The following is a 20468-nucleotide window of genomic DNA, read 5'->3' as shown; positions in this document are numbered from 1 at the left end:
GTCTCCGGTCGTCGATCAGCCACGGGTCGGGAAGACCGACCCGAAGGGGTGGGGAGAAAGATGCCAGCCTCCGTCTACCACGACGGTTGCGCCGGTCACGTATCCGGCCGCGCGGCTGAGCAGGAACGCGGCGGGGCCGAGCAGCTCGTCGGACGCGCCGAACCGGCCGAGGGGGATGTTGCCGAGCGCCGCGTCGTGGACCGGCCCGAAGCTCCACATGCCGGCGTCCGCGCCCTCGGTGGAGAACGCCCCCGGGGCGAGGGAGTTGATGCGCAGGCCGCGGGGCCCCCACTCCACGGCGAGGGAGCGGATCAGCGCTTCGAGGCCCGCCTTGGCGGCGCTCGAGTGTGCGGCACCGGGGACCTCGCGTTCGGCCAGGGCGCTGGAGACCATCATCGCGGCGCCGGCGGTCCCGGCGGCCAGCAGCGGCTGGGCCCAGCGGCGCAGCACGTGGAAGGGGCCGTTCAGGCTGGAGCCGACGACGGCGGCGAACCCGCCCGGGCTGATGTCCTCGGCGGCGGCGAGGAAGGCCCCGCTGGCGGCGTTGACCAGCAGCGGCACCGGACCGCCCGCCTCCTCCGCGGCGGTGAAGGCGGCGTCGACGGCATCGGCGTCACGGATGTCAGCGGCCAGCGGGGTGACGGACCCCTCGGCCTCCTCGACCACGGCCTGCAGCTTCTCCATCCGACGGCCGACGACGTACACCTCGACCCCCGCCCCCGCCAGCATCAGCGCGATGTCGCGTCCGATGCCCGAGCTGCCGCCGGTGACGAGCGCGCGATCGGCGGCAGGGGCCCAGGGGCCCTGGAAGTAGGCGGACGACGACATTGGCTCAGCACCTCGGGACGGACGAACGTCGGATTCTACCGACTGTTTGGTAAGTGACTCTAGAGCGTGCGCGGCCACCCGGTCAAGCGACGATCCGTACCGACGCCGGGACGACGCCGGCGACCACTGTCAGTACGGACGACTGCTGTCAGTACGGACGACCGCTGTCAGTACGGACGACCGCTGTCAGTACGGACGACCGCTGTCAGTACAGCGGCGGCTGGTCGGCGAAGTCCTCGGCGGCTCGGTCGCGCAGGTCGACCTTGCGGATCTTCGTGGCCGACATGGGCCACTCGTCGACGAAGGCGACGTGCCGGGGGATCTTGAAGCTGGCGATCTCGTCCCGGCACCAGTCGATGATGTCGGACTCGGCCAGCGCAGCGCCCGGTCGGACCTCGAGGTAGGCCACTGCGACCTCGCCCAGCCGGTCGTCGGGCAGCCCCACGACCGCCGCCATCAGCACGTCGGGGTGGGCGATCAGGTGGGACTCGATCTCGATGGCCGCGACGTTCTCGCCGCCGATCTTGAGCATGTCCTTGAGCCGGCCGTGGAACTCCAGCAGCCCGTCCTCGGTGATGACGCCGAGGTCGCCGGTGTGGAACCAGCCCTCGTCGTCCATGACCTCGGCGGTCTTCTCCTCCAGGCCGTGGTAGTGCGAGAACAGCGTCGTGCCGCGGCAGACGATCTCGCCCTCAACCCCCGGGGCGGCCGGACGGTTGTCGCCGATGGTCCGGATCTCGACCTCGGCACCGCGCAGCGGACGGCCGGGCCGCATGCGTCGTTCCATCGGGTCGCGGGGGTCGGCCATGGCGATGGAGCCGGCCACCTCGGTCATGCCGAACGCGGTCACTACCTTGGTCCCCGGCAGCTTGCCCTCCAGCTCGCGGAGCTGGGTCGGCGGCGCGACGGTGAACACGCTGCGGACCCGCCGGAACGGCTCGGGATCGAAGTCGGGATGGTCCACCAGCCCGTCGGTGATCGGCGGGAACGCGGTGTAGAGCACCGTCGCCTGCTCCTCGGCGATCATCCGCAGGCCCGTCGCGGCGTCGAAGGCCTGCATGTTGCAGTAGGTGCCGACCGCCCAGAGCATCGCGAACAGCGGCTGGGAGCAGGCGCTGTGGAACATCGGGAGCGGGCTGAACAGCACGTCACCGGCGCGGAAGTCCATCCGGGCGGCGGTCTCCTGCCCCTGGCGGACCATCGCCTCGTGGCTGAGGACACACCCCTTGGGCAGCGACGTGGTCCCGGAGGTGTAGAAGATCGTGGCCGGATCGCGCAGCGCCACGCGCGCGGCCTCGTGCTCGACGGTGGCCTCGGCCACGTCGGTGCCGGCGGCCTCGAAGCGCTTGGCCGGCAGGAATCCGGTGGCGCCGGTGGAGGTGAGGTCGACGACGTGCCGCAGGTCGGGCGCCTGCTCCAGGGACAGCGGCGCGCCGTCGGCGGCGCCGGCCTGCTCGGCGAGGGCGGGGAAGGCGTGGGTGACCCGCTCGGTGAAGGCGATGACGTCGGGTTCGTCGGCCACCACGAGGACGGCAACGTTGGCGTCGGGCACGACGTGGCGCAGCTCACGGGACCGGAAGCGGCTGTTGATGGGGACCAGGACCGCCCCGAGCAGCAGGGTGCCGAACCACACCTCCACGTACTCAAGGGAGTTGGGCATCAGCACGCCCACCCGGTCGCCGGCCCGCACGCCCAGGCCGTGCAGCGATCGGGCGGCGGCGACCGCCCGGTCCAGCAGCTGCTGGTAGGTCCGGCGGTCGTCGGGGAAGGCGATCGCCGTCCGATCGGGATCGAGGGCGGCGCCCCTGATGATCAGGTCGCCGCCGGTGCACACCTCGCGGTACTCCACGTCAGGCCCTCTCGTCTCGTGGTTCCCCCCGCGGCGGCTGCCGGTCGACAGCCGCCCTGCTGTCCGGTGACGGCCTAGCCCAGCCGTTCGATGATCGTGGCGTTGGCCATGCCGCCACCCTCGCACATGGTCTGCAGGCCGAAGCGGCCGCCGGTCTGCTCCAGCACGTTGACCAGGGTGGTCATCAGCTTGGCACCGGACGCGCCCAGCGGGTGGCCGTTGGCCATGGCGCCGCCGTTGATGTTGACCTTCGACATGTCGGCGCCGGTCTCGGCCTGCCAGGCCAGCACGACGGGGGCGAACGCCTCGTTGACCTCGAACGCGTCGATGTCGTCGATGGTCATGCCCGCCCGCTCGAGCACCTTCTGTGTGGCGGGGATGACGCCCGTGAGCATCATCACGGGGTCGTCGCCGACGACGGCGACGTGGCGGACAGCGGCGCGCGGGGTCAGGCCCAGCTCGTCGGCCTTCTCGCGCGACATCACCAGCACGGCGGCGGCACCGTCGGAGATCTGGGAGGCCCCACCGGCGTGCACGACCCAGTTGAGGTCGGGGTAGGCCTCGGCCAGCTCCTCGCTGTGGAAGGCGGGCTTCAGGGCGGCCAGCGACTCGGGGCTGGTGCCGGGCCTGATGCCCTCGTCGGCGGTCATCTTCTCACCGGTCGGCCCGTCACCGCGGTTGACGGCCACCTGCAGCAGCTCGTTCTCGAAGCGGCCGTCCTTGGTCGCCTCGTCGGCCCGGCGGTGGGACTCCGTCGCGAGCTCGTCGAGGTCGGCGCGCGTCAGCCCCCACTTGGCGGCGATCATCTCCGCGCTGATCCCCTGGTTGACCAGCCCGCCGCGCTCGGCGTACCGGTCGGCGACCTTGGTGCCGAAGGAGTCCTTGCCCTGCGCGGAGGAGAACATCGGCACGCGGGACATGACCTCGACGCCGCAGGCGATGGCGACGTCGTAGGCGCCGGACTGCACACCCTGGGCGGCGAAGTGCAGGGCCTGCTGGGAGGAGCCGCACTGGCGGTCGATGGAGGTGGCGGGCACGTGCTCGGGGAAGCCGGCGCCGAGGACGGCGTTGCGGCCGACGTTGAAGGACTGCTCGCCGGACTGCGAGACGCAGCCGGTGATGACGTCGTCGACGATGCCCGGGTCGATGCCGGTGCGCTCGACGAGGCCGGACAGGACCTCGGCCAGCAGGTCGACGGGATGCCAACCGGACAGGGCACCCCCGGGCTTGCCCTTCCCGATGGGGGTCCGGACGACGTCGACGATCACGGCTTCACGCATGGGAGGCTCCTGGGATGGTGCGGTGGTGGGGCCGATTCTGCCCACGGATCAGGCTATCTACTTACCGGTAGGTAATCGACCTGCGCCAATCGAACACCCGGCCGCCCCCCTCAGTCAAGTCCGGCCACGAGCGCGAAGGCCTGACGGGTCGCGGCGACCAGCCGGCGAGGGGCGAACGCGTCCCCGAGGAGGTGGAGGCCATCGACGCTCCCACGCAGGGCGGTGTGGAGGGACGCCGACGGCACGGCACCGCAGGCGAGCACGACGGTGTCGACGTCCTCCAGCGCGAAGGGCCGACCCGAGTAGACGTTGGCGAGGTGGACCGTCGGACCGTCGACGGCGACCAACCGGGCGTGCGGAACCAGCCGGCCACCCTCGGCGTCGAGCCGGGCCATGATCCCGCCGATCGTGTACTTGTTGGTCAGGGGGGAGGGGTCGGGCGACTGGTGCACGACGACGACCTCGTGTCCGGCCCCGGCCAGGTGGTCGGCCACGGCGAGCGGCACCGGCCGGTCGTCCTCGGCGATCACGACGACCCGATGACCGACCTCGACCCGGCCGACCGCCGCGCCCCGGCCGCCGCCCAGCACGTCGACGGCGGTCAGCACGTGCGGCTGGTCCAGGCCCTCGGCGTCGGGCAGTCGTGGGACCGCGCCGGTGGCGACGACCACGACGTCGGCGTCGTGGGCAAGGACCAGGTCGGCGGTCGCCTCGACCCCGAACCGAACCGCCACGTCGAGCCGCTCCAGCCGGCGGACCTGCCAGTCGATCCAGTCGGCGTAGGGCCGGTTCATGCGGGCACGTGCCGCCACCGCGAGCTGGCCGCCGAGGTGGTCGTCGCGCTCCCACAGCTCCACCCGGTGACCACGCTCGGTGGCCAGCGCCGCCACCTCGGTGCCGGCCGGCCCGCCTCCGACGACCAGGACGGAGCGGGCCCGGTCGACCCGCGGCAGCGGCCCCTCGTGCTCGCGGCCGACGTGCGGGTTGACGGCACACGCGAACGGGAGGTGCTCCACGACGCGCCGGCTGAGGCAGTCCTGGACACCGATGCACGGGCGGGCGTCCCCCTCCTCCCCTGCCCTCGCGAGCTCGAGCAGCCGCGGTTCGGCGATGAGCGCCCGCACGACCCCGACGAGGTCGGCGTGCCCGTCGGCGATGACCTGCCGGGCCGTGGCGACGTCGCCCACTCGGCCCGCGTAGAGGATGGGCAGGTCCGTGGCCTCGCCCGCCTCGGCGCAGCGGGCCGCCCACTGCGCCGGCCCGTAGGTGTTGGGCGCGACGTAGCTGGGCGCGCCCCAGTTGTTGCCGACGTCCAGGCTGAAGTAGTCGACCGTGCCCTCGGCGGTGAAGGCCGAGAGCAACCGCTGGCACTCCTCCAGCCCGTAGCCGCCCTCGATCATCTCGTCCACGCACAGGCGCAAGCCGACGGTGATGGGCCGGTCGATGCGTGTGCGGATGCGCTCGACCACCTCGCGGAGCAGCCGGCGGCGGTTCTCCGGGGTCCCGCCGTACCCGTCGGTGCGCCGGTTGGTCCGTGGGGAGAGGAACCACTGGAGCACGTCGTCGTGGTTGGCGTGCAGCTCGATCACGTCGGCCCCGCCGTCGGCGGCGAGCGCGGCCGACTCGCCGTACTCGCGGACCAGCCAGGCGACCTCGTCGAGGTCCAGCGCATGGGGGACCTGGTGGTCGCGGTAGCCGCTGAGGGTCGGTGAGGGGGCGGTGGGCAGGCCACCCTGCAGGACCATCTGCACCGTGGACCAGCCGCCCGCGTCGTGGAGCCGCCGGGAGTACTCGGCCAGCCGTTCGACGTAGCCGCGCTGCCGGAAGGTGCCGTCGGCCATGGCGCCGACGCCGGTGGGTTCGAAGCCCGGGACGAGCGGGTTGGCCACGAACGTCGGCGCGCCCCCGACCCACTGCACGCCGGCCTCGACCCGCTGGACCCAGTAGGCGCAGAACCGTTCGAACTGGTCCTCGCGGCCCAGCAGGGCGCCGCGTCCACCGGAGTGGGGCGGCATGACCATGCGGTGGTCCAGCGTGATGGTCCCGACGGTGATCGGGTCGAACAGGTCGGGCATGGCAGCTCCGGTCGTGTCAGCGCGGTACGGATGTAGTTTACTTACCAGTCAGTCGAGGTCTACGATGGGTCCCTGATGTTCAACGCTGTGCTGATCGCCAACCGCGGAGAGATCGCCGTCCGCATCGCCCGTGCCTGCCGCGAGCTGGGGGTGCGGAGCGTCGCCGTCCACTCCGACGCCGACGCGGGCGCCATGCACGTGCGCATGGCCGACGAAGCCCATCTGCTGGGTCCCACCCCACCCGCCGAGAGCTACCTCAACATCGAGCGCATCCTCGCGGTCGCCGCCGACGCCGGGGTCGACGCCATCCATCCGGGCTACGGCTTCCTGTCGGAGAACGCCGACTTCGCCCGCGCCGTGGTCGACGCCGGGTTCGCCTGGATCGGCCCGCCGCCGTCGGCCATCGAGTCCATGGGCGACAAGCTGACCGCACGCGCCGTCGCCGCGGCCGCCGACGTGCCGGTCGTCCCCGGGACCACCGAACCGACGACCGACCCCGAGCTGGTCCGCGCGTTCGGCGGGACCCACGGCTGGCCGCTGGCCATCAAGGCAGCGTTCGGCGGTGGTGGACGGGGCATGAAGGTCGTCCGTGGCCCCGGCGACGTCGAGGCAGCGCTGGCCGGCGCCCGGCGAGAGGCCGAGGCGTCCTTCGGCCGTGGCGAGTGCTACGTCGAGCGGTACCTCGAACGGCCCCGCCACGTCGAGGTCCAGGTCCTCGCCGACACCGACGGCACCGTCATCCACCTCGGCGAGCGCGACTGCTCGCTGCAGCGTCGCCACCAGAAGCTGGTCGAGGAAGCCCCCGCCCCCGGCCTGGCCGAGGAGACCCGGACTGCCCTGCGCACCGCCGCCATCCGCGTGGCGCGCGAGATGGGCTACGTCAACGCCGGGACGTGTGAGTTCCTCGTCGACCGCGACGCCGACGGCACCGAACGGCACTACTTCCTGGAGATGAACACCCGCCTGCAGGTCGAGCACCCGGTCACGGAGCTCGTGACGGGCATCGACCTGGTCCACCAGCAGCTGCGCATCGCCGCCGGTGACGGCATGACCGTCACCCAGGACGACGTCGAGCTGAAGGGCCACGCCATCGAGGTGCGTCTGAACGCCGAGGACCCGGCGACCGGCTTCATGCCCTCCCCCGGTCCGGTCACGCGGATCACCGTGCCGCAGGGTCCGTGGATCCGCTTCGACGGCGGCGTGGAGTCCGGCGACGTCATCGGCGGCGCCTACGACTCGATGGTCGGCAAGCTGATCGTGTGGGGCGAGGACCGCGCCACCGCGGTGTCGCGCATGGCCCGGGCGCTGGAGGAGATGCAGGTCGTCGGCATCCCGACCACGCTGACCTTCCACCGCCTCGCGATGGCCCACGAGGACTTCGTCACCGCGGGACACGCGACCTCGTCGGTCGAGGGCAACTGGGACCTGTCGTCGCTGGAGCCCTGGGAGCCGCCGGCGCCCGAGCCGGTCGCCGCCAACGGGTCGGGGCACACCACCACCGCACGCGAGGTCGAGCTGTTCGTGTCCGGTGCCCCGCTGCACGTCACCGTGCACGGGGTCGGCCGGGCCAGCGCCGCCGTCCAGGCCGCCAGCAGCCGCCGACGCGACGGCGGCGGGCGCCGAGGCGGGGGGTCCGGCAACGACGGCCCCGAGCTGCGCGCCCCCATGACCGGCGTGATCGTCACCTACGCCGTCGCCGAGGGCGACACGGTCGAGGCCGGCGAGCTCGTGTGCGTGCTGGAGGCCATGAAGATGGAGAACCACGTGCTGGCCCACCGCGACGGCACCGTCGGCGCGATCGGCCTGTCCGACGGCGAGGCCGTCGAGCAGGGCGCGCTGCTGGCCACCATCACTGCATGATCGGGCGGTCCCGCTGCCGGGCGGCAGGACGGACCGCACCCACGAGGAGCATCCCACGATGAGCGCACGGACCGCACTGGTCATCGGTGGCACCGGACCCACCGGGCCGCCCCTGGTCGACGGGCTGGTCGAGCGAGGGTTCGACACCACGATCTTCCACACCGGCCGCCACGAGCTGCCCGACGGCCCGGACGTGCCGCACCTGCACGGCGACCCGTTCAGCGCCGACGGCATCGCCGACGCGCTGGGCGACCGGCGGTTCGACGTGGTGGTGGCGACCTACGGGCGGGTGCGGCTGCTGGCCGAGCACGTCGCCGGGAAATGCGACCACTTCCTGGCCGTCGGTGGCACGCCGGTCTACGAGGGATACGTCGAACCACACCTCCACTTCCCCACCGGCATGGACATGCCGGTGCGGGAGGACCGCCATCCGCTGGTCCCCACCACCGACATCGAGCAGGCCAGCTACCGCACCGCGGCGATCCGCCGGACCGAGGACACCGTCTTCCAGCTGGGCCGCGACGGCGCGTTCGATGCGACGTACCTGCGGTACCCGACCGTGTACGGGCCGCGGAACCCCCATGCCTGGGAGTGGACGGTCGTCCGCCGCGTGCTGGACGGCCGACCCTGGATGATCCTGTCCGACGACGGCAGGGGCATCCACTCCCGCGCCGGTGCCCGCAACGCCGCCCACGCGATCCTGTGCGCGGTCGACCACCCGTCGGCCGCGGCGGGCAAGGCCTACAACGTCGCCGACGAGGACCTGGTCAGCATCCGCCAGTGGGCCGAGCTGACCGCTGCGGCGGCCGGTGGGTCGCTGGGCATCCGGTCGTTGCCCGGCGAGCTGCCGAGCCCCGGCTGGGGGGTCATCGCGTTCGGCTACAAGGGCACGCCGAGCTGTGTGCTGGACACCTCCCGGTTGCGCGAGGACCTCGGCTACCGCGACGTGATGTCGCTGCGCGACGGCATCGAGGAGACCGTCGAGTGGATGCTGGCCCACCGCGAGGAGATGGACGCCAACCCCAACCTCGTCGACCCGTTCGACTACGCCGCGGAGGACGCGCTGATGGCGGCCTACGACCGTGCGATGGCCGACCTGGCCCCCTTCACCGAGCCGTTCGTGACGGGCCTGCAGCGCATGCCGGTGCCGCAGACCGCCAAGGGCTCCAAGGCCGGGAGCCAGTCGTGATCGGGCTCGAGGAGCTGCGCGACCGGGTGCTCGGGCGCGAGCTGGAGGGTGGGACGTGGACCCCACTGCACTACGAGGCGTGGCTGGCCGCCGACGCGATGCTGGCACCCCCGCCGCAGGACGGCGAGATGCACCCGATGATGGTCTTCCACGCCACCGTCCGAGCCGTCGCCTACACCATCGGTGAGCTGTTCGAGCTGTTCGACTGCCCCCTGGAGGACGGCCCGATGCTGGGCGAGATGGACCTCCACCAGCAGCGGGCCCTGCGGGTCGGCGAGACCTATGCGGTCCAGCCGACAATCGTGGACGTGACCCGCAAGGAGGGGCGCAGCGGCACCTTCGACCTGATCGCCACCGAGTTCGTGGTGCGCGGCGAGGACAGCGAGCCGGCCGCGACCCTGCGCAACACCTACGTCTGCCCGAGGAGGGCGTGATGGCCACCGTGTCCGTCGGTGACGAGGTCACCCCGCTGCACATCGACGGGGTCGACGGCCAGCACATCAAGACGATGGCGGCGCTGCTCCGCGACCCCAACCCCATCCACTTCGACACCGCCGTGACGCAGGCGCTCGGCATGGGCGACAAGGCCGTGAACCAGGGTCCCACGAACGTGGGCTACGTGGCCACCGCGCTGATGGCGTGGGCCGGCGGTGGCCCGTCCTGCGTCCGCCACCTGAAGGTCCGCCTGGCCGGGAACGTCTTCGCCGACGACCGCCTGACCGCCGGCGGCCGCGTCGAGTCCGTCGAGGACGTCGACGGCACCCCCGTGGCCACCTGCGCCGTCTGGCTCCGCCGCGACACCGATGACGCCGTCGTCGTGACCGGAACGGCCCGGGTCGCCGTCTAGCCAGCCCACCCGCCAGCCGGCCCACCCCCGGGGCGTGTGCGATCGCCACCCCCCGACGCGGCCGACCACACCCAGCGCCCGCCCCACCCCCACCCGGCGTGTGCGATGGCCACCCCCCAAGGCCGTCGATCGCACCCGGGGTGGAGGGTCGTGTGGCATACCCACCTCCTCGCGGCCTGAATGCCACACACCGGCCCAAGGTGTGCGACATGCCCACCCCGAACGGACGCCGACCGCACACACCAGCGTGTGCGGAACCAACCGAGGTCCCCACGCACCGCCGCAGGGCGCCGACGAAACGCGAGTGAGACTCGCAGCGCCCGATGCGAAGCGAGGGTCGAGAATCGAAGGAGCGATTCGTCGGTCACGAGCCCGAGGACCGTCCGAGCGAAGCGAGGACCAGCTACACAGTGCGGCCGGCGTCGTCCCAGTGGTGCTTGCGGAGCTCGCGCTTGAGGATCTTGCCGGTCGGGGCCTTGGGGAGGGCGTCGACGAACTCGACGCTCTTCGGCTTCTGGTAGGAGGCGAGGTGCTCGCGGGCGGCGTCGATGATGTCGCGCTCGGTGGCCTCGTGGCCGTGGCGCAGCACGACCACGGCGTGCACGTTCTCGCCCCACACCTCGTCGGGCACGCCGATGACGGCGCACTCCAGCACCGCCGGGTGGGTGTTGATGGCCTCCTCCACCTGCACCGAGTAGATGTTCTCGCCGCCCGAGATGATCATGTCCTTGGCCCGGTCGACGATGTAGACGAACCCGTCGGCGTCCCACGTGGCCATGTCGCCGGTCCACATCCAGCCATCGCGCAGCGTCTGCGCCGTCTGCTCGGGCTGGCGCCAGTAGCCCAGCATGTTGGCGGGTGACCGGACGATGATCTCGCCGGTGGTCTCGCCGTCCTTGGGCACCGGCCGCCCGTCGAACCCAACGACGCGGACGTCGGTGACGAACCCCTCCCTCCCACAGGACTTCAGCCGGTGGGCGTTGATGCCCTCGACGGCATCGGCGTGGACCTCCTGGGACAGGAACGTCATGGTCGTGCCCTCGGTCTGGCCGTATCCCTGGATGAGGGTGCAGGGGAACGCCTCGAGCGCCCGCTTGACCACCGAGCTGGGCATCGGCCCGCCGCCGTACTGGATGTTGCGCAGGCTGGACAGGTCGAACTCGTCGAAGTCCTCGACGTCCATCATCCAGCTGAGCATCGTGGTGATCCCGAGGAACGCCGAGACGCGTTCGCGCTGGATGACCTCCAGCGCCAGGCGCGGCTCGAAGTTGATCAGCACCACCGGGCAGCCGTGGGCCAGGTAGTTCATCGACAGCACCACGGGGATGTGGAACATCTGCCCGGTCAGCATGTAGACGTCGGTCGGCACGATCCGCTCGGCGACGGTCTGGTTGAGCATCCCCATCCACACGCTGGTGTGGGAGTGCAGCGCCCCCTTGGACCGGCCGGTCGTGCCGCCGGTGTAGAGGATGAACAGCGGGTCGTCGTCGCCGACCTCGGCGGCCCAGGGCGGTTCGTGGTCACCGGCCCGGGCGACGAGGTCGGCGAGGGTGCCGCTGCCGTCGGCGGCCACGGTCAGCACGTGCGCGACGTCCTGCGCCGAGGCGATGGACCGGGCCACGTCGGCGAACTCCTCGGCAACGACGATCACCCGTGGTTCGCCGTCGGCGAGTATCCGGCCCAGCTCGACCTCGCCGAGGCGCCAGTTCAGCGGCTGGGTGATCAACCCCGCCCGCCCGCAGGCGAAGTACAGGGCCTGATACTCGATGGAGTTGCGGGACAGGACCGCGACCCGATCACCCTGCGCGAGCCCCAGCTCGTCCCTGAGGGCGTTGGCGAGCCGTCGGACGTACTCGTCGAGGGCGGCGAACGTCATGCGCCGTCCGCTGGGCACGTCGATCAGGGCCTCGCGCTCGCCGTCGAGGTGGGCCCACTTGGCTGGGATGCGGCCGATATTGATCACGACCCTGTTCTACCATCCGTTTGGTAAACCATTCCACCGTCCACCGACGATCCTCGGAGAACGAAGGCTTGCGTACTGACCGCAGGGATGCAACGATTACCAAACAGTCGTTTGGTCGAGAAGCCCGGACGCGCTGGCCGACCCTCCAACCCACACAGGAGCCGTGATGCAGAACTACGACGTCATCGTCATCGGAGCGGGTGCCGCGGGGCTGTCCGCGGCCGCGCTGCTGGCCAAGGAGGGGAAGTCCGTCCTCGTCGTCGAGCGCAGCCCGTACCTCGGCGGCCGTGGCATGGCCACCCCCGACGAGGGCTACGAGCTGAACCTCGGCGCCCACCTGATGGAGGACTCCGGCTCGGGCCTGACGAGGATCTTCGAGCACGTCGGCAAGACGCTCGGCCACGGCCCCTCCAACACCGACATGCCCGTCTGGAACCACGAGACCGAGCAGTGGGGCTCCATCCGTGACCGCTACTCGGGCTCCAAGGACGAGCTGAAGGCCGTCATCAAGGCCCTCGTCGACACCCCCTACGAGGAGCTCGAGCGCTGGGACGACCGCCCCATGCGCGCGTGGATCCAGCAGTACACCAACCACCAGGGCGTCATCGACCTCTTCGAGTTCATCACCGTCATGGAGTGCATGACCGAGGACTGGTGGGACCACTCCGCCTCGGAGAACCTCTTCGTGCGCAAGATGCACTACGAGGAGAAGAACACCGCCGCCTACTCCTACTGGCCCGTCGGGGGCTGGCAGAAGCTGTTCGCCGACCTGCGCGACGCCATCGAGGAGCACGGCGGCGAGGTACGGCTCGGCCAGCCCGTCAGCCGGGTCCTGATGGACGGCGGCGAGGTCAAGGGCGTTGCCCTGCCGCGCGCCGGCGCCGTGCTGCCCAACGAGATCTTCCACGAGGACGAGGTCCGCGCACCCGTCGTCATCTCCACCCTGCCGGTGTGGCACGTGCTCAACATCGTCGACGAGCACGCCCTGCCCGAGTGGTACGTCGACCAGATCAAGCAGATGGCGCAGGACAAGAACCGCATCTCGTGGGCCGGCCTGTACATGGCAACCGAGGAACCCATCCCGGTCCTCGACCGACAGGAGATCGCGACGTGGCTGCACTCCCCCGTGGCCCGAGCGTCGGGGTTCATGTTCGAGATGTCGGCGCTGGACCCGTCCGTCGCCCCCGACGGCAAGCACCTCTACGTGATGGGCGCGATGCTGCACGGGTTCGGCCGCAACGGCGACATGGGCTTCGTGAAGCAGAAGTTCGACGAGTTCGAGCAGGACGTCGAGACGATGTGGCCGGGCCTCGCCGACCACGTGTTCAAGCGCCGCCACCTGGTCTACGACCCCTCCTTCGGGGTCATCCAGAAGCCCGGCCTGGTGGGCAGCTTCCGGCCCCACTGGAAGGCACCCAACGTGCACGGCCTGTACTTCGCGTCGGAGACCTTCAAGTCCCGCGGCATCGGCATCGACCGGGCCGCCCGCGCGGGCCTGTCGGCGGTGGAGGACATCCTCGGCCGTCGGCTGTGGCCCATCGAAGAGGGTTTCCGGTACTGATGCGCGGGGTCTGCTGATGCGCGACGTCGTCGGGCGACTCGGCGTGGTCCGCGTGGACCACGTCGCGGTCGCGGTCCGTTCGATCGAGGCCGCCCTGCCCCTCTTCCGCGACCTGCTGGGCGGGGAGTTCCTGCACGGTGGCAACGAGCCCGAACCGCTGGGCATCCGCACCATCCAGCTGGCGATGCCCAACGACATCCGCATCGAGCTGCTGCAGCCCTGCACGCCCGACAGTTACCTGCACGCCGTGCTGGACAAGCGGGGCGAGGGCGTGCACCACATCACCGTGTTCGTCGCCGACATCCACGTGGCCCTCGCCGCGCTGGACGAGGCCGGCATCGAGGTGGTGGACACCGACCTGGCCTCCGACCCGTCGTGGCTGCAGACCTACGTCCGTCCCCGCTCCGGCTTCGGCATCGTCTGGCAGATCGTGCAGTCCGCCGACGACTGGAGCGTCCCGCAGGGCGTTGCCTCGCTGGACGCCGTCCTGGCCGGCGACGTCGACTGGGCGACCAACCGGGTCGACCGCACTGCCGGGGATGCCGGACACGTCCCGTCGTGACGCGCCCTGCCCCGGTTACGCTTCGTTGACCATGTCTGCAGACCGCGCCCCCCGGGGCACCCGAGAGGCACCCCGCCGCAAGGACGAGGTGCTGGCCGCGGCCACCCGCGTCTTCCACGCCAAGGGCTACGCGACGGCCTCGATTCAGGACGTCGCCGACGAGCTGGGGATCCTCAAGGGCAGCCTCTACTACTACATCGACTCCAAGGAGGACCTGCTCTTCGACATCATCGACCGGGTCCACCGTGACACCGTCGAACGGCTCGAGGAGTGGCTGGAGGTGGGCGGCGACCCGCTCGTGCAGCTGCGGGCCTACCTGGAGCAGCAGGTGCAGGCGTACTGCCGCGACGTGCAGCAGGTCGGGGTCTTCCTCAACGACTTCGCGCACCTGTCGGCGGAGCGGCAGGCGACGATCCTGGCCGAACGCGACCGCTTCGACGCCGCCCTGCGCGACCTGCTGCGGCGTGGCGTCGAGTCGGGGGCCATGGCTGCCGACGTCGACCCGAAGCTGACGGCGATGGCCGTGTTCGGGATGATGAACTGGATCAGCACCTGGTGGCGCGAGGACGGGCCGAGCACCCCCGAGGAGGTCGCCGCCCAGTTCACCGACCTGGTGCTCGCCGGCGTCGTGGGTCCGGCCGGCGGGTCCCGCAGCGACCTGGGGCGCCCACCGGCCTGACCCCACCCCTCCGCCTCAGCGCAGGAGCGGCACCCGGCGGACCAGCGCCGTGTCGGCCCATGCCCGACCCATGCCCCAGGTCCGACCGGCGTCGAGGGCGGTCAGCGCCACCAGGGCGACGGCGTAGATCACGTGCTGGTCCACCATCGGGTTGTGCAGCAGCGGCAGGTTCGCCAGCCACAGGCTCGCCATGAGCAGGACACCGCCCGCGGTCGCCAGGCGCATGCCGATCCCGAGGGTCACCCCGACCCCGACGGCAAGCAGCGCCGCCATGAACAGCACGTCGGTCACCGGACCGGCCATGCCCACGAAGACGTGCTGCAACATCTTGCCCTCCAGCGCGAACTGCAGGTAGCCCCCGGCCGGCGACCCACCGTTGACCCACGCCTGCGACGCCGGCGTGTCCATCCCGAGGCCCAGGAGCTTGTCGAGGAAGGCCCAGAGGAAAATCCAGCCCAGGAGCATCCGCAGCAGCCCCACGGTCCGCGGCCTGGCGGGCGCGGAAGGGGGCGCGCCGACCCGCTCGAGAGGTGGGTGTGGGAGCGGGCCCGGCTGGGACGCGACGGGGGGTGGGACGACGAGGGCGGGGACGGATGGCTCCGATGGGGAGACGAGGGTGCGCATGGCGACTGCCTTTCGGTCCGAGTTCGTTGCCCGACTGCGGGCACCCGGAAGGCGTGAGGTCGGTTCTCACGAGGTGAGAACCGGCGCACACGGTCAGCCGCCCCGAACCTGCCGGGCCACGTCGCGTGTGTCGTACCAGAGGCTGAGGCCGGCGATGCGGCCGTCGTGGTCGATGTCGAACACGTCGACCGCGTCGAAGGCGATGTCGACCCCCTGGACGGTCCGGCCCTCGAAGTGGATCTCCGCCGTCACCACGCGGCCGGCGACGGAGATGCGCGTCGGGGTGTCGGTGCCGTGCACGAACCCGGCGAGCAGCGGCGGGTAGTACGCCGCGATGTCCTCGCGGCCCCGGCGGTCGGGTGAGCCCACGGGTCGGAACGACGCGTCCTCCGCGAAGAGCCCGGCGAGGGTGTCGAAGTCCCTGGCGTTGACGGCGTCGAAGTAGGCCTCGACCGTGCTGCGGGGATCGTCGGGACGGGGCGGCGATGTCGTCTGGTCGGTCACATCGCGATACTGACTGATCAGTCAGTAGGTAGCAACCGTGGCGTCGTCCAGCCGTGCCCGGACCAGCTCGTCCATGCGGGACAGGGCGTTGCGAGCGAAGCGCACCTGCATCCCGCGGCCGAACACGGTCATGCCCAGCCAGATGATCGGGTTGGTGATCCGCGCCCGGCGGCTGTAGGCGTTGACGCGGAACTCCACCTCGCCGGAGTCCAGCCACTTCCACACCTGGAAGTCCATCTGCCCCGTCTCCAGGTGACCCTTCAGGGTGCGGTAGTTCCAGCCCCACCGCTGCACCGGCCGGCCGGCGACGGTGGTGGTCTCGTCGACGACGTCCCCGACCCTGAGCCCGAGGAGGAAGCGCAGCCCGTGGAACCGGGCCTCGAGCACCATGTCGCGCTCGGCCAGCGGCACGTCGGCACGGTAGACCGCACGGACGATCCGGGGGTCGGCGAAGGCGTAGTCCTCGAGCAGCCCGGCCGCCACCTCGAAGGGGCCGCCGGGGACGGGCTCGCCGGGCGGTTCGTCGGGCAGCGGCTGGCACCAGTCGTCGAGGGTCCATCCCTGCGTGGCGTCCTCGACGTCGACGGCGTCGAGGTCGAAGTTCAGCGGGACGTCGTGCAGGTCCTCCAGCGCCCGGCGGGCCCGCGTCGACACCGGCGCGGTCACCACGACCTCGCGGGTCCCTGTCGACACGGGGTCGTCGTCGAGGACGTGGGTGTCCACCTCCACCGACGTCATCACCACCCCGCCGGCCAGGTCGACCACCCGTTCGCAGAACTGCGCCCACATGTGCAGCTGGATCTCGCTTGCGAGCGGGACCCGGTCGTAGAGCAGGTGGAACAGCCGGTTGCCGCTGCGGGCGAAGGACACGATCTCGAACACGGTCCAGTCGAAGCGGTCGTGGGGCATGGCCCGGAACGTGATCTGGCCGGCCTCCATGTGCCCCTCGAGCGTGGCGAGGGTGAACGAGGTGTCGTCGGCCTCGACGACCCGTACTGGACCGTTCCAGGGGCCCGGCAGGTAGACGACGTACTCGTTGCCGACCTCGATGGTGTCGGTCTCGCCGTCGTCGGTGCCGTCCTCGAAGCGCGCCATCGACTCGGGCGTGGCCGCGTTGATGTCGTGCCGGAGGGTTGCGACGAGCATCTCGGGGGTCATCGCGCTGTCGGTGAAGGCGATGCGGTACCGGCGGCAGTACAGCGGTCCCACGCCATCGGCCGCGCGCTGGACGGCGCGGGCGTCGCCGATGAGGTCGCGGTCGAGGTCGGGGGTGTCGGGCGCCGCGTCCCCGGAACGGCCGCGCCGGTACAGGGGGACGCGGTGGAGGAGGTAGGAAAGGGTCGCCCAGACCATGCTGCTGACCCACCGCCACACCCGCGCCATCGTGCTGGCAGGCGTGGGGGCACCGGAATCGGACATGTCGGGGATGGACGGCATGTGGGGGTCTGTACCCAGCCGGCCGCCGGTCGGACCGCGCGAGCTCGCCTGCAGCTGACCGCGGACGCGTCGCACGGGCCGATCCACCGCCCCTCGGAGGTGTGAGACACGCCTCGAGTGGACACATCCCGACAGGTGATCACCACCATCCTCCGACACGTGCCGAACTGGACCCTGCGGGCAGCCCACGACCTCGGCCTGGCTGCCTGGTTCGGCGGCGCCTACATGGGCGCGGTTGCGCTGAACGGTGCGTCGCGAGAGGTCGAGGACCCCACGCAACGCGGACGCGTCGCCAACGCCGGCTGGTTCCGCTGGGCGGCGATCGTGCCCGTGGCCGTCGGAGCCCACCTGAGCGGCGGTCTCGGCCTGACCCTGCGCCACGGCAGGGCCAGCCGCGGTTCCGAACGCACCGCCGTCGTGCTGCGAGCCGGCCTGCTGGGCGCGACGCTGCTTGCCACGGCGGAGAGCGGACGGCTCGGCCGGAAGGTGGCCCGCGCCGGCGACGTGCCCGTGGCCACCGCAGTGCAGCCGATCGCTGACACACCGGCCGACGTGGCGTCGGCCCAACGACGCCTGCGGGTCCTCCAGTGGGTGATCCCCTCGACCACCGCCGCCATGCTGGTCATCGATGCCTGGCAGGAGTCCCACGGCGGCGCACGCCTGATCCCGCGTCGGTGGCTGCCGCGCATGCTCGGATGGGGCCGAGGCTGATCACCGCCCCACCGACCCCAACCGACGGGACGCGCGGCGGGCGATGACAGACTGGCCGGGATGATCCGTCGCCGAGGACCGCGCCCCCTGACCGACGACGAGCTGCGGGTCGTCGAGCAGGCCTTCCCCGCACGCGGTCGCCTGTCCGTGGAGCATCGGGACCGCTACGACGCTGCGGTCGTCGACCTGCTGGACCGCTGCGGGTGGGAGGCGTCGGCCGGCTCGGCGCTGACCGACCCGATGCGCATCACCATCGCCGCGCGGGCGTCGATCCTCGCCATCGGCTTCGACGAGACGCCGCTGCACGCCGTCCGGACCGTCGTGGTGCACCCCTCCACGATCGTGCTCGCGTCGGTCCGCCGCGGCGCGATCCCCGGGACGGTCACCGACGGCCCGATGCCGGTGGTCGGGCACACCGCCGCCCGAGGACCGGTCCACCTCGCCTGGAACCAAGTGGCCGCCGACCGACGCCATCCCGGACGACGACGCGACGTGGTCCTCCACGAGTTCGCCCACCAGCTGGACTTCCTCGACGGCGTGGGCGACGGCACGCCGCCGCTGGAGGGGGACCGTCGTCGACGGTGGATCACCATCTGCCAGATGGAGCTGGACGACCTCCGCAAGGGCAAGCCGCCCGGCCTGCTGCGTCCCTACGCGGCGACCAACCCCAGCGAGTTCTTCGCCGTGGCCACCGAGGTCTTCATGACCGATGCCGGCGCCCTTCGCGAGGACAGGCCGCTGCTGCACGCGGTGCTGGCCGACTACTACAACGTCGACCCGGCTTCCTGGGTCGACGACGCCGACGCAGCCGCACCCGCGGTCGTGGACTGAGGACGTCGCCGGAACACCAGGTCGTGCAGCGCGTCGGCGTTCTTGGCGAGGACCGGACCGGCCACCGCCGTGAGCAGCACGTAGGCCGCGGCGATGATGCCCAGCTGGGCACCGTCGGCCAGGCCGATCCCCAGCGAGGCGATGACGATGGAGAACTCGCCACGGGCGATCAACGCCGCACCGGCCCGCACGCGTCCGCGTGTGCTGGCGCCGATCCGCTTCGCCGCGACCCAGCCGGTCGCCATCTTCCCCGCCCCGGTCACCAGCAGCAGGAGCGCGGCCGGCACCATCGCCGCCGGCAGGTCCCCCGGATCGATCTGGAAGGCGAAGAAGAGGAAGAACATCGCGGCGAACAGGTCACGCAACGGTTCGATGAGTTCGCTGGCCCGCTCCTGCACGGGGCCGGAGAGGGCAAGTCCGACGAGGAACGCCCCGATCGCCGCGGAGATCTGCAGCTGCTGGGCCAGGCCCCCGACGACGAGGGTCAGTCCGAACACCGCGAGCAGCAGGGCCTCGTTGTTGCCGCGGTCCAGCCGGACGCTCATCAGGTGGCCGTAGGACATGGCGACCCACAGCACGACCCCGACGGTGACCAGGGCGATCGCGACGGTCGTGGCCGTCGACATCATGTCCTCGCCGGCCACGACGGCAGCCACGATGGGCAGGTAGACCGCCATCGCCAGGTCCTCGATGACCAGCAGGTTGAGGACCGACGGCGTCTCGCGGTAGCCCAGCCGGTCGAGGTCGCTGAGGACCTTGGAGATCACCCCGGAGGAGCTGATCCAGGTGACGCCGCCGAGCAGCACGGCCGCAGGGACCGCCCAGCCCAGCAGGAGCCCGGCGACCAGGCCGGGGGTGAATCCCAGCAGCGCGTCAACAGCCCCCGGGACACCGCCTCCGCGGAGCCCTGAGCGAAGCTCGTCGGAGCTGTACTCCAGCCCCAGCGTGAGCAGGAGCATGAGGACGCCGATCTCGGCACCGAGCTCGACGAACCCCTCCGCGACCCCGATGTCGGCGATCCCGCCCTCGCCGAGCCCGAGGCCGGCCAGCAGGTAGAACGGCACCGCGGTGATACCCAGCCTGGAGGCGACACGGGCGAGGAACGCCAGGACCAGTGCCAGCAGGCCGATCTCCACGAAGGCCAGCGCCACGTCGGCGCCGACCGCTGCGAGGACGACCGTCACGCGAGGAGGTCGCGGACCTGTCGGACGCCGTCGGGGGTGCCGACCGCCACCGCCATGTCGCCGACCGCGAACGCGAAGTCCGGCTCGGGCGAGGGGATCGTCTCCTCGCCGCGGACGACGGCGACGATCGAGACCCCCGTCCGGCTGCGGACGTGCAGGTCACCGATGGTCCGGCCGACCGACGTCGACCCCTGGGCGATCCGCAGCCACGCGATCGTGAGGCCCTGGATGTCCTGCTCGATCGCGGTGGCGACCTGGCTGACCGTCGACGCACCCATCAGCTCGCCGAGGGCACGTGTCTCGTCGGCGGTCATGTGCAGCACCGTCCGGCAGCGGTCGGGGTCGTCGGCGTCGTAGACCAGCAGCTCCTTCCAGCCGCCCCGGTGGGCGATGACGCCGACCTGCTCACCGGCCTCGGTCGCGAACTCGTACCGGACGCCGACGCCCGGCAGGGTGACCTCGCGGATGTTGGGCATGTGCTGCT

Annotated in this window: 19 protein-coding genes; 9 read left to right on the top strand and 10 right to left on the bottom strand. The window is 71.5% G+C overall.

The window, feature by feature from the left end; genetic code table 11:
• Window positions 1-15 precede the first annotated feature (15 nt).
• From CUC05_RS10125 to CUC05_RS10110, 4 genes are all read right to left on the bottom strand, one after another.
• Window positions 16-828, bottom strand: coding sequence for an SDR family oxidoreductase (locus CUC05_RS10125; RefSeq protein WP_108665977.1), 813 nt, complete (start codon window positions 826-828; stop codon window positions 16-18).
• A gap of 205 nt (window positions 829-1033) precedes the next feature.
• Window positions 1034-2677 (bottom strand): class I adenylate-forming enzyme family protein, encoded by a 1644-nt coding sequence (locus tag CUC05_RS10120; protein ID WP_170127976.1) that lies wholly within the window; start codon window positions 2675-2677, stop codon window positions 1034-1036.
• 74 nt (window positions 2678-2751) lie between these two features.
• Window positions 2752-3957 (bottom strand): thiolase family protein, encoded by a 1206-nt coding sequence (locus CUC05_RS10115; protein WP_108665975.1) that lies wholly within the window; start codon window positions 3955-3957, stop codon window positions 2752-2754.
• A gap of 110 nt (window positions 3958-4067) precedes the next feature.
• Window positions 4068-6032: an oxidoreductase gene (locus CUC05_RS10110; RefSeq protein ID WP_108665974.1), complete on the bottom strand. Its 1965-nt coding sequence runs from the start codon at window positions 6030-6032 to the stop codon at window positions 4068-4070.
• Window positions 6033-6107: 75 nt separating this feature from the next.
• Here CUC05_RS10110 and CUC05_RS10105 point away from each other — a divergent pair, with 75 nt between their 5' ends.
• From CUC05_RS10105 to CUC05_RS10090, 4 genes are read left to right on the top strand one after another with little or no spacing between them, the layout of a single operon-like run.
• Entirely contained in the window at window positions 6108-7892 is a 1785-nt protein-coding gene (locus CUC05_RS10105) for an acetyl/propionyl/methylcrotonyl-CoA carboxylase subunit alpha (RefSeq protein ID WP_108665973.1), read from the top strand.
• A gap of 58 nt (window positions 7893-7950) precedes the next feature.
• Window positions 7951-9081: an NAD-dependent epimerase/dehydratase family protein gene (locus CUC05_RS10100; RefSeq protein ID WP_108665972.1), complete on the top strand. Its 1131-nt coding sequence runs from the start codon at window positions 7951-7953 to the stop codon at window positions 9079-9081.
• Window positions 9078-9515 (top strand): MaoC family dehydratase N-terminal domain-containing protein, encoded by a 438-nt coding sequence (locus CUC05_RS10095; protein WP_108665971.1) that lies wholly within the window; start codon window positions 9078-9080, stop codon window positions 9513-9515. The genes CUC05_RS10100 and CUC05_RS10095 overlap by 4 nt, the downstream gene beginning before the upstream one ends.
• The gene (locus CUC05_RS10090) at window positions 9515-9928 is read left to right on the top strand and encodes a MaoC/PaaZ C-terminal domain-containing protein (protein ID WP_108665970.1); all 414 of its coding nucleotides are present in this window, start codon (window positions 9515-9517) and stop codon (window positions 9926-9928) included. Before CUC05_RS10095 ends, CUC05_RS10090 begins: the two co-directional genes overlap by 1 nt.
• A gap of 403 nt (window positions 9929-10331) precedes the next feature.
• On the opposite strand, the gene CUC05_RS10085 is transcribed toward CUC05_RS10090, so the two are convergent.
• Complete coding sequence (locus tag CUC05_RS10085) at window positions 10332-11891, bottom strand: class I adenylate-forming enzyme family protein (protein ID WP_205712247.1); 1560 nt, start codon at window positions 11889-11891, stop codon at window positions 10332-10334.
• Window positions 11892-12057: 166 nt separating this feature from the next.
• Here CUC05_RS10085 and CUC05_RS10080 point away from each other — a divergent pair, with 166 nt between their 5' ends.
• Genes CUC05_RS10080 through CUC05_RS10070 form a run of 3 tightly spaced genes read left to right on the top strand, consistent with a single transcriptional unit; the run spans window position 12058 to window position 14693 of the window.
• A complete protein-coding gene (locus tag CUC05_RS10080) occupies window positions 12058-13452 on the top strand; it encodes a phytoene desaturase family protein (protein ID WP_108665969.1) in 1395 nt (464 codons plus the stop codon).
• Window positions 13453-13468: 16 nt separating this feature from the next.
• Window positions 13469-14014 carry a VOC family protein gene (locus tag CUC05_RS10075; protein ID WP_108665968.1) on the top strand — a complete coding sequence of 182 codons (546 nt, stop codon included), beginning with the start codon at window positions 13469-13471 and terminating at the stop codon, window positions 14012-14014.
• 31 nt (window positions 14015-14045) lie between these two features.
• Complete coding sequence (locus CUC05_RS10070; RefSeq protein WP_170127975.1) at window positions 14046-14693, top strand: TetR/AcrR family transcriptional regulator; 648 nt, start codon at window positions 14046-14048, stop codon at window positions 14691-14693.
• Window positions 14694-14708: 15 nt separating this feature from the next.
• On the opposite strand, the gene CUC05_RS10065 is transcribed toward CUC05_RS10070, so the two are convergent.
• The 3 genes from CUC05_RS10065 to CUC05_RS10055 form a co-directional block, all read right to left on the bottom strand.
• Window positions 14709-15173: a hypothetical protein gene (locus CUC05_RS10065; protein WP_108665966.1), complete on the bottom strand. Its 465-nt coding sequence runs from the start codon at window positions 15171-15173 to the stop codon at window positions 14709-14711.
• Window positions 15174-15410: 237 nt separating this feature from the next.
• On the bottom strand, window positions 15411-15821 hold the full coding sequence (locus tag CUC05_RS10060; RefSeq protein WP_157965425.1) for a nuclear transport factor 2 family protein: 411 nt from the start codon (window positions 15819-15821) through the stop codon (window positions 15411-15413).
• Window positions 15822-15842: 21 nt separating this feature from the next.
• Window positions 15843-17258: a DUF1990 family protein gene (locus CUC05_RS10055; protein WP_157965424.1), complete on the bottom strand. Its 1416-nt coding sequence runs from the start codon at window positions 17256-17258 to the stop codon at window positions 15843-15845.
• Between the two features lie 135 nt (window positions 17259-17393).
• Between CUC05_RS10055 and CUC05_RS10050 the strand changes: the two genes are divergently transcribed.
• Both CUC05_RS10050 and CUC05_RS10045 read left to right on the top strand, forming a co-directional pair.
• Entirely contained in the window at window positions 17394-17969 is a 576-nt protein-coding gene (locus CUC05_RS10050; protein WP_108665963.1) for a hypothetical protein, read from the top strand.
• A 60-nt stretch (window positions 17970-18029) separates the two neighbouring features.
• Window positions 18030-18800, top strand: a complete 771-nt coding sequence (locus CUC05_RS10045; RefSeq protein WP_108665962.1) for a M90 family metallopeptidase — start codon at window positions 18030-18032, stop codon at window positions 18798-18800.
• On the opposite strand, the gene CUC05_RS10040 is transcribed toward CUC05_RS10045, so the two are convergent.
• Window positions 18734-19984 carry a cation:proton antiporter gene (locus CUC05_RS10040; RefSeq protein WP_108665961.1) on the bottom strand — a complete coding sequence of 417 codons (1251 nt, stop codon included), beginning with the start codon at window positions 19982-19984 and terminating at the stop codon, window positions 18734-18736. The two genes, CUC05_RS10045 and CUC05_RS10040, sit on opposite strands and share 67 nt — an antisense overlap.
• Complete coding sequence (locus CUC05_RS10035; RefSeq protein WP_157965422.1) at window positions 19981-20460, bottom strand: cation:proton antiporter regulatory subunit; 480 nt, start codon at window positions 20458-20460, stop codon at window positions 19981-19983. The genes CUC05_RS10040 and CUC05_RS10035 overlap by 4 nt, the downstream gene beginning before the upstream one ends.
• Window positions 20461-20468: the final 8 nt, after the last annotated feature.

Origin of the sequence: Euzebya rosea, assembly GCF_003073135.1 — a bacterium.
GTDB lineage: Bacteria > Actinomycetota > Nitriliruptoria > Euzebyales > Euzebyaceae > Euzebya > Euzebya rosea.
Note: the sequence above shows the minus strand (reverse complement) of the source record. Positions and strands in the feature narration are given on the sequence as shown.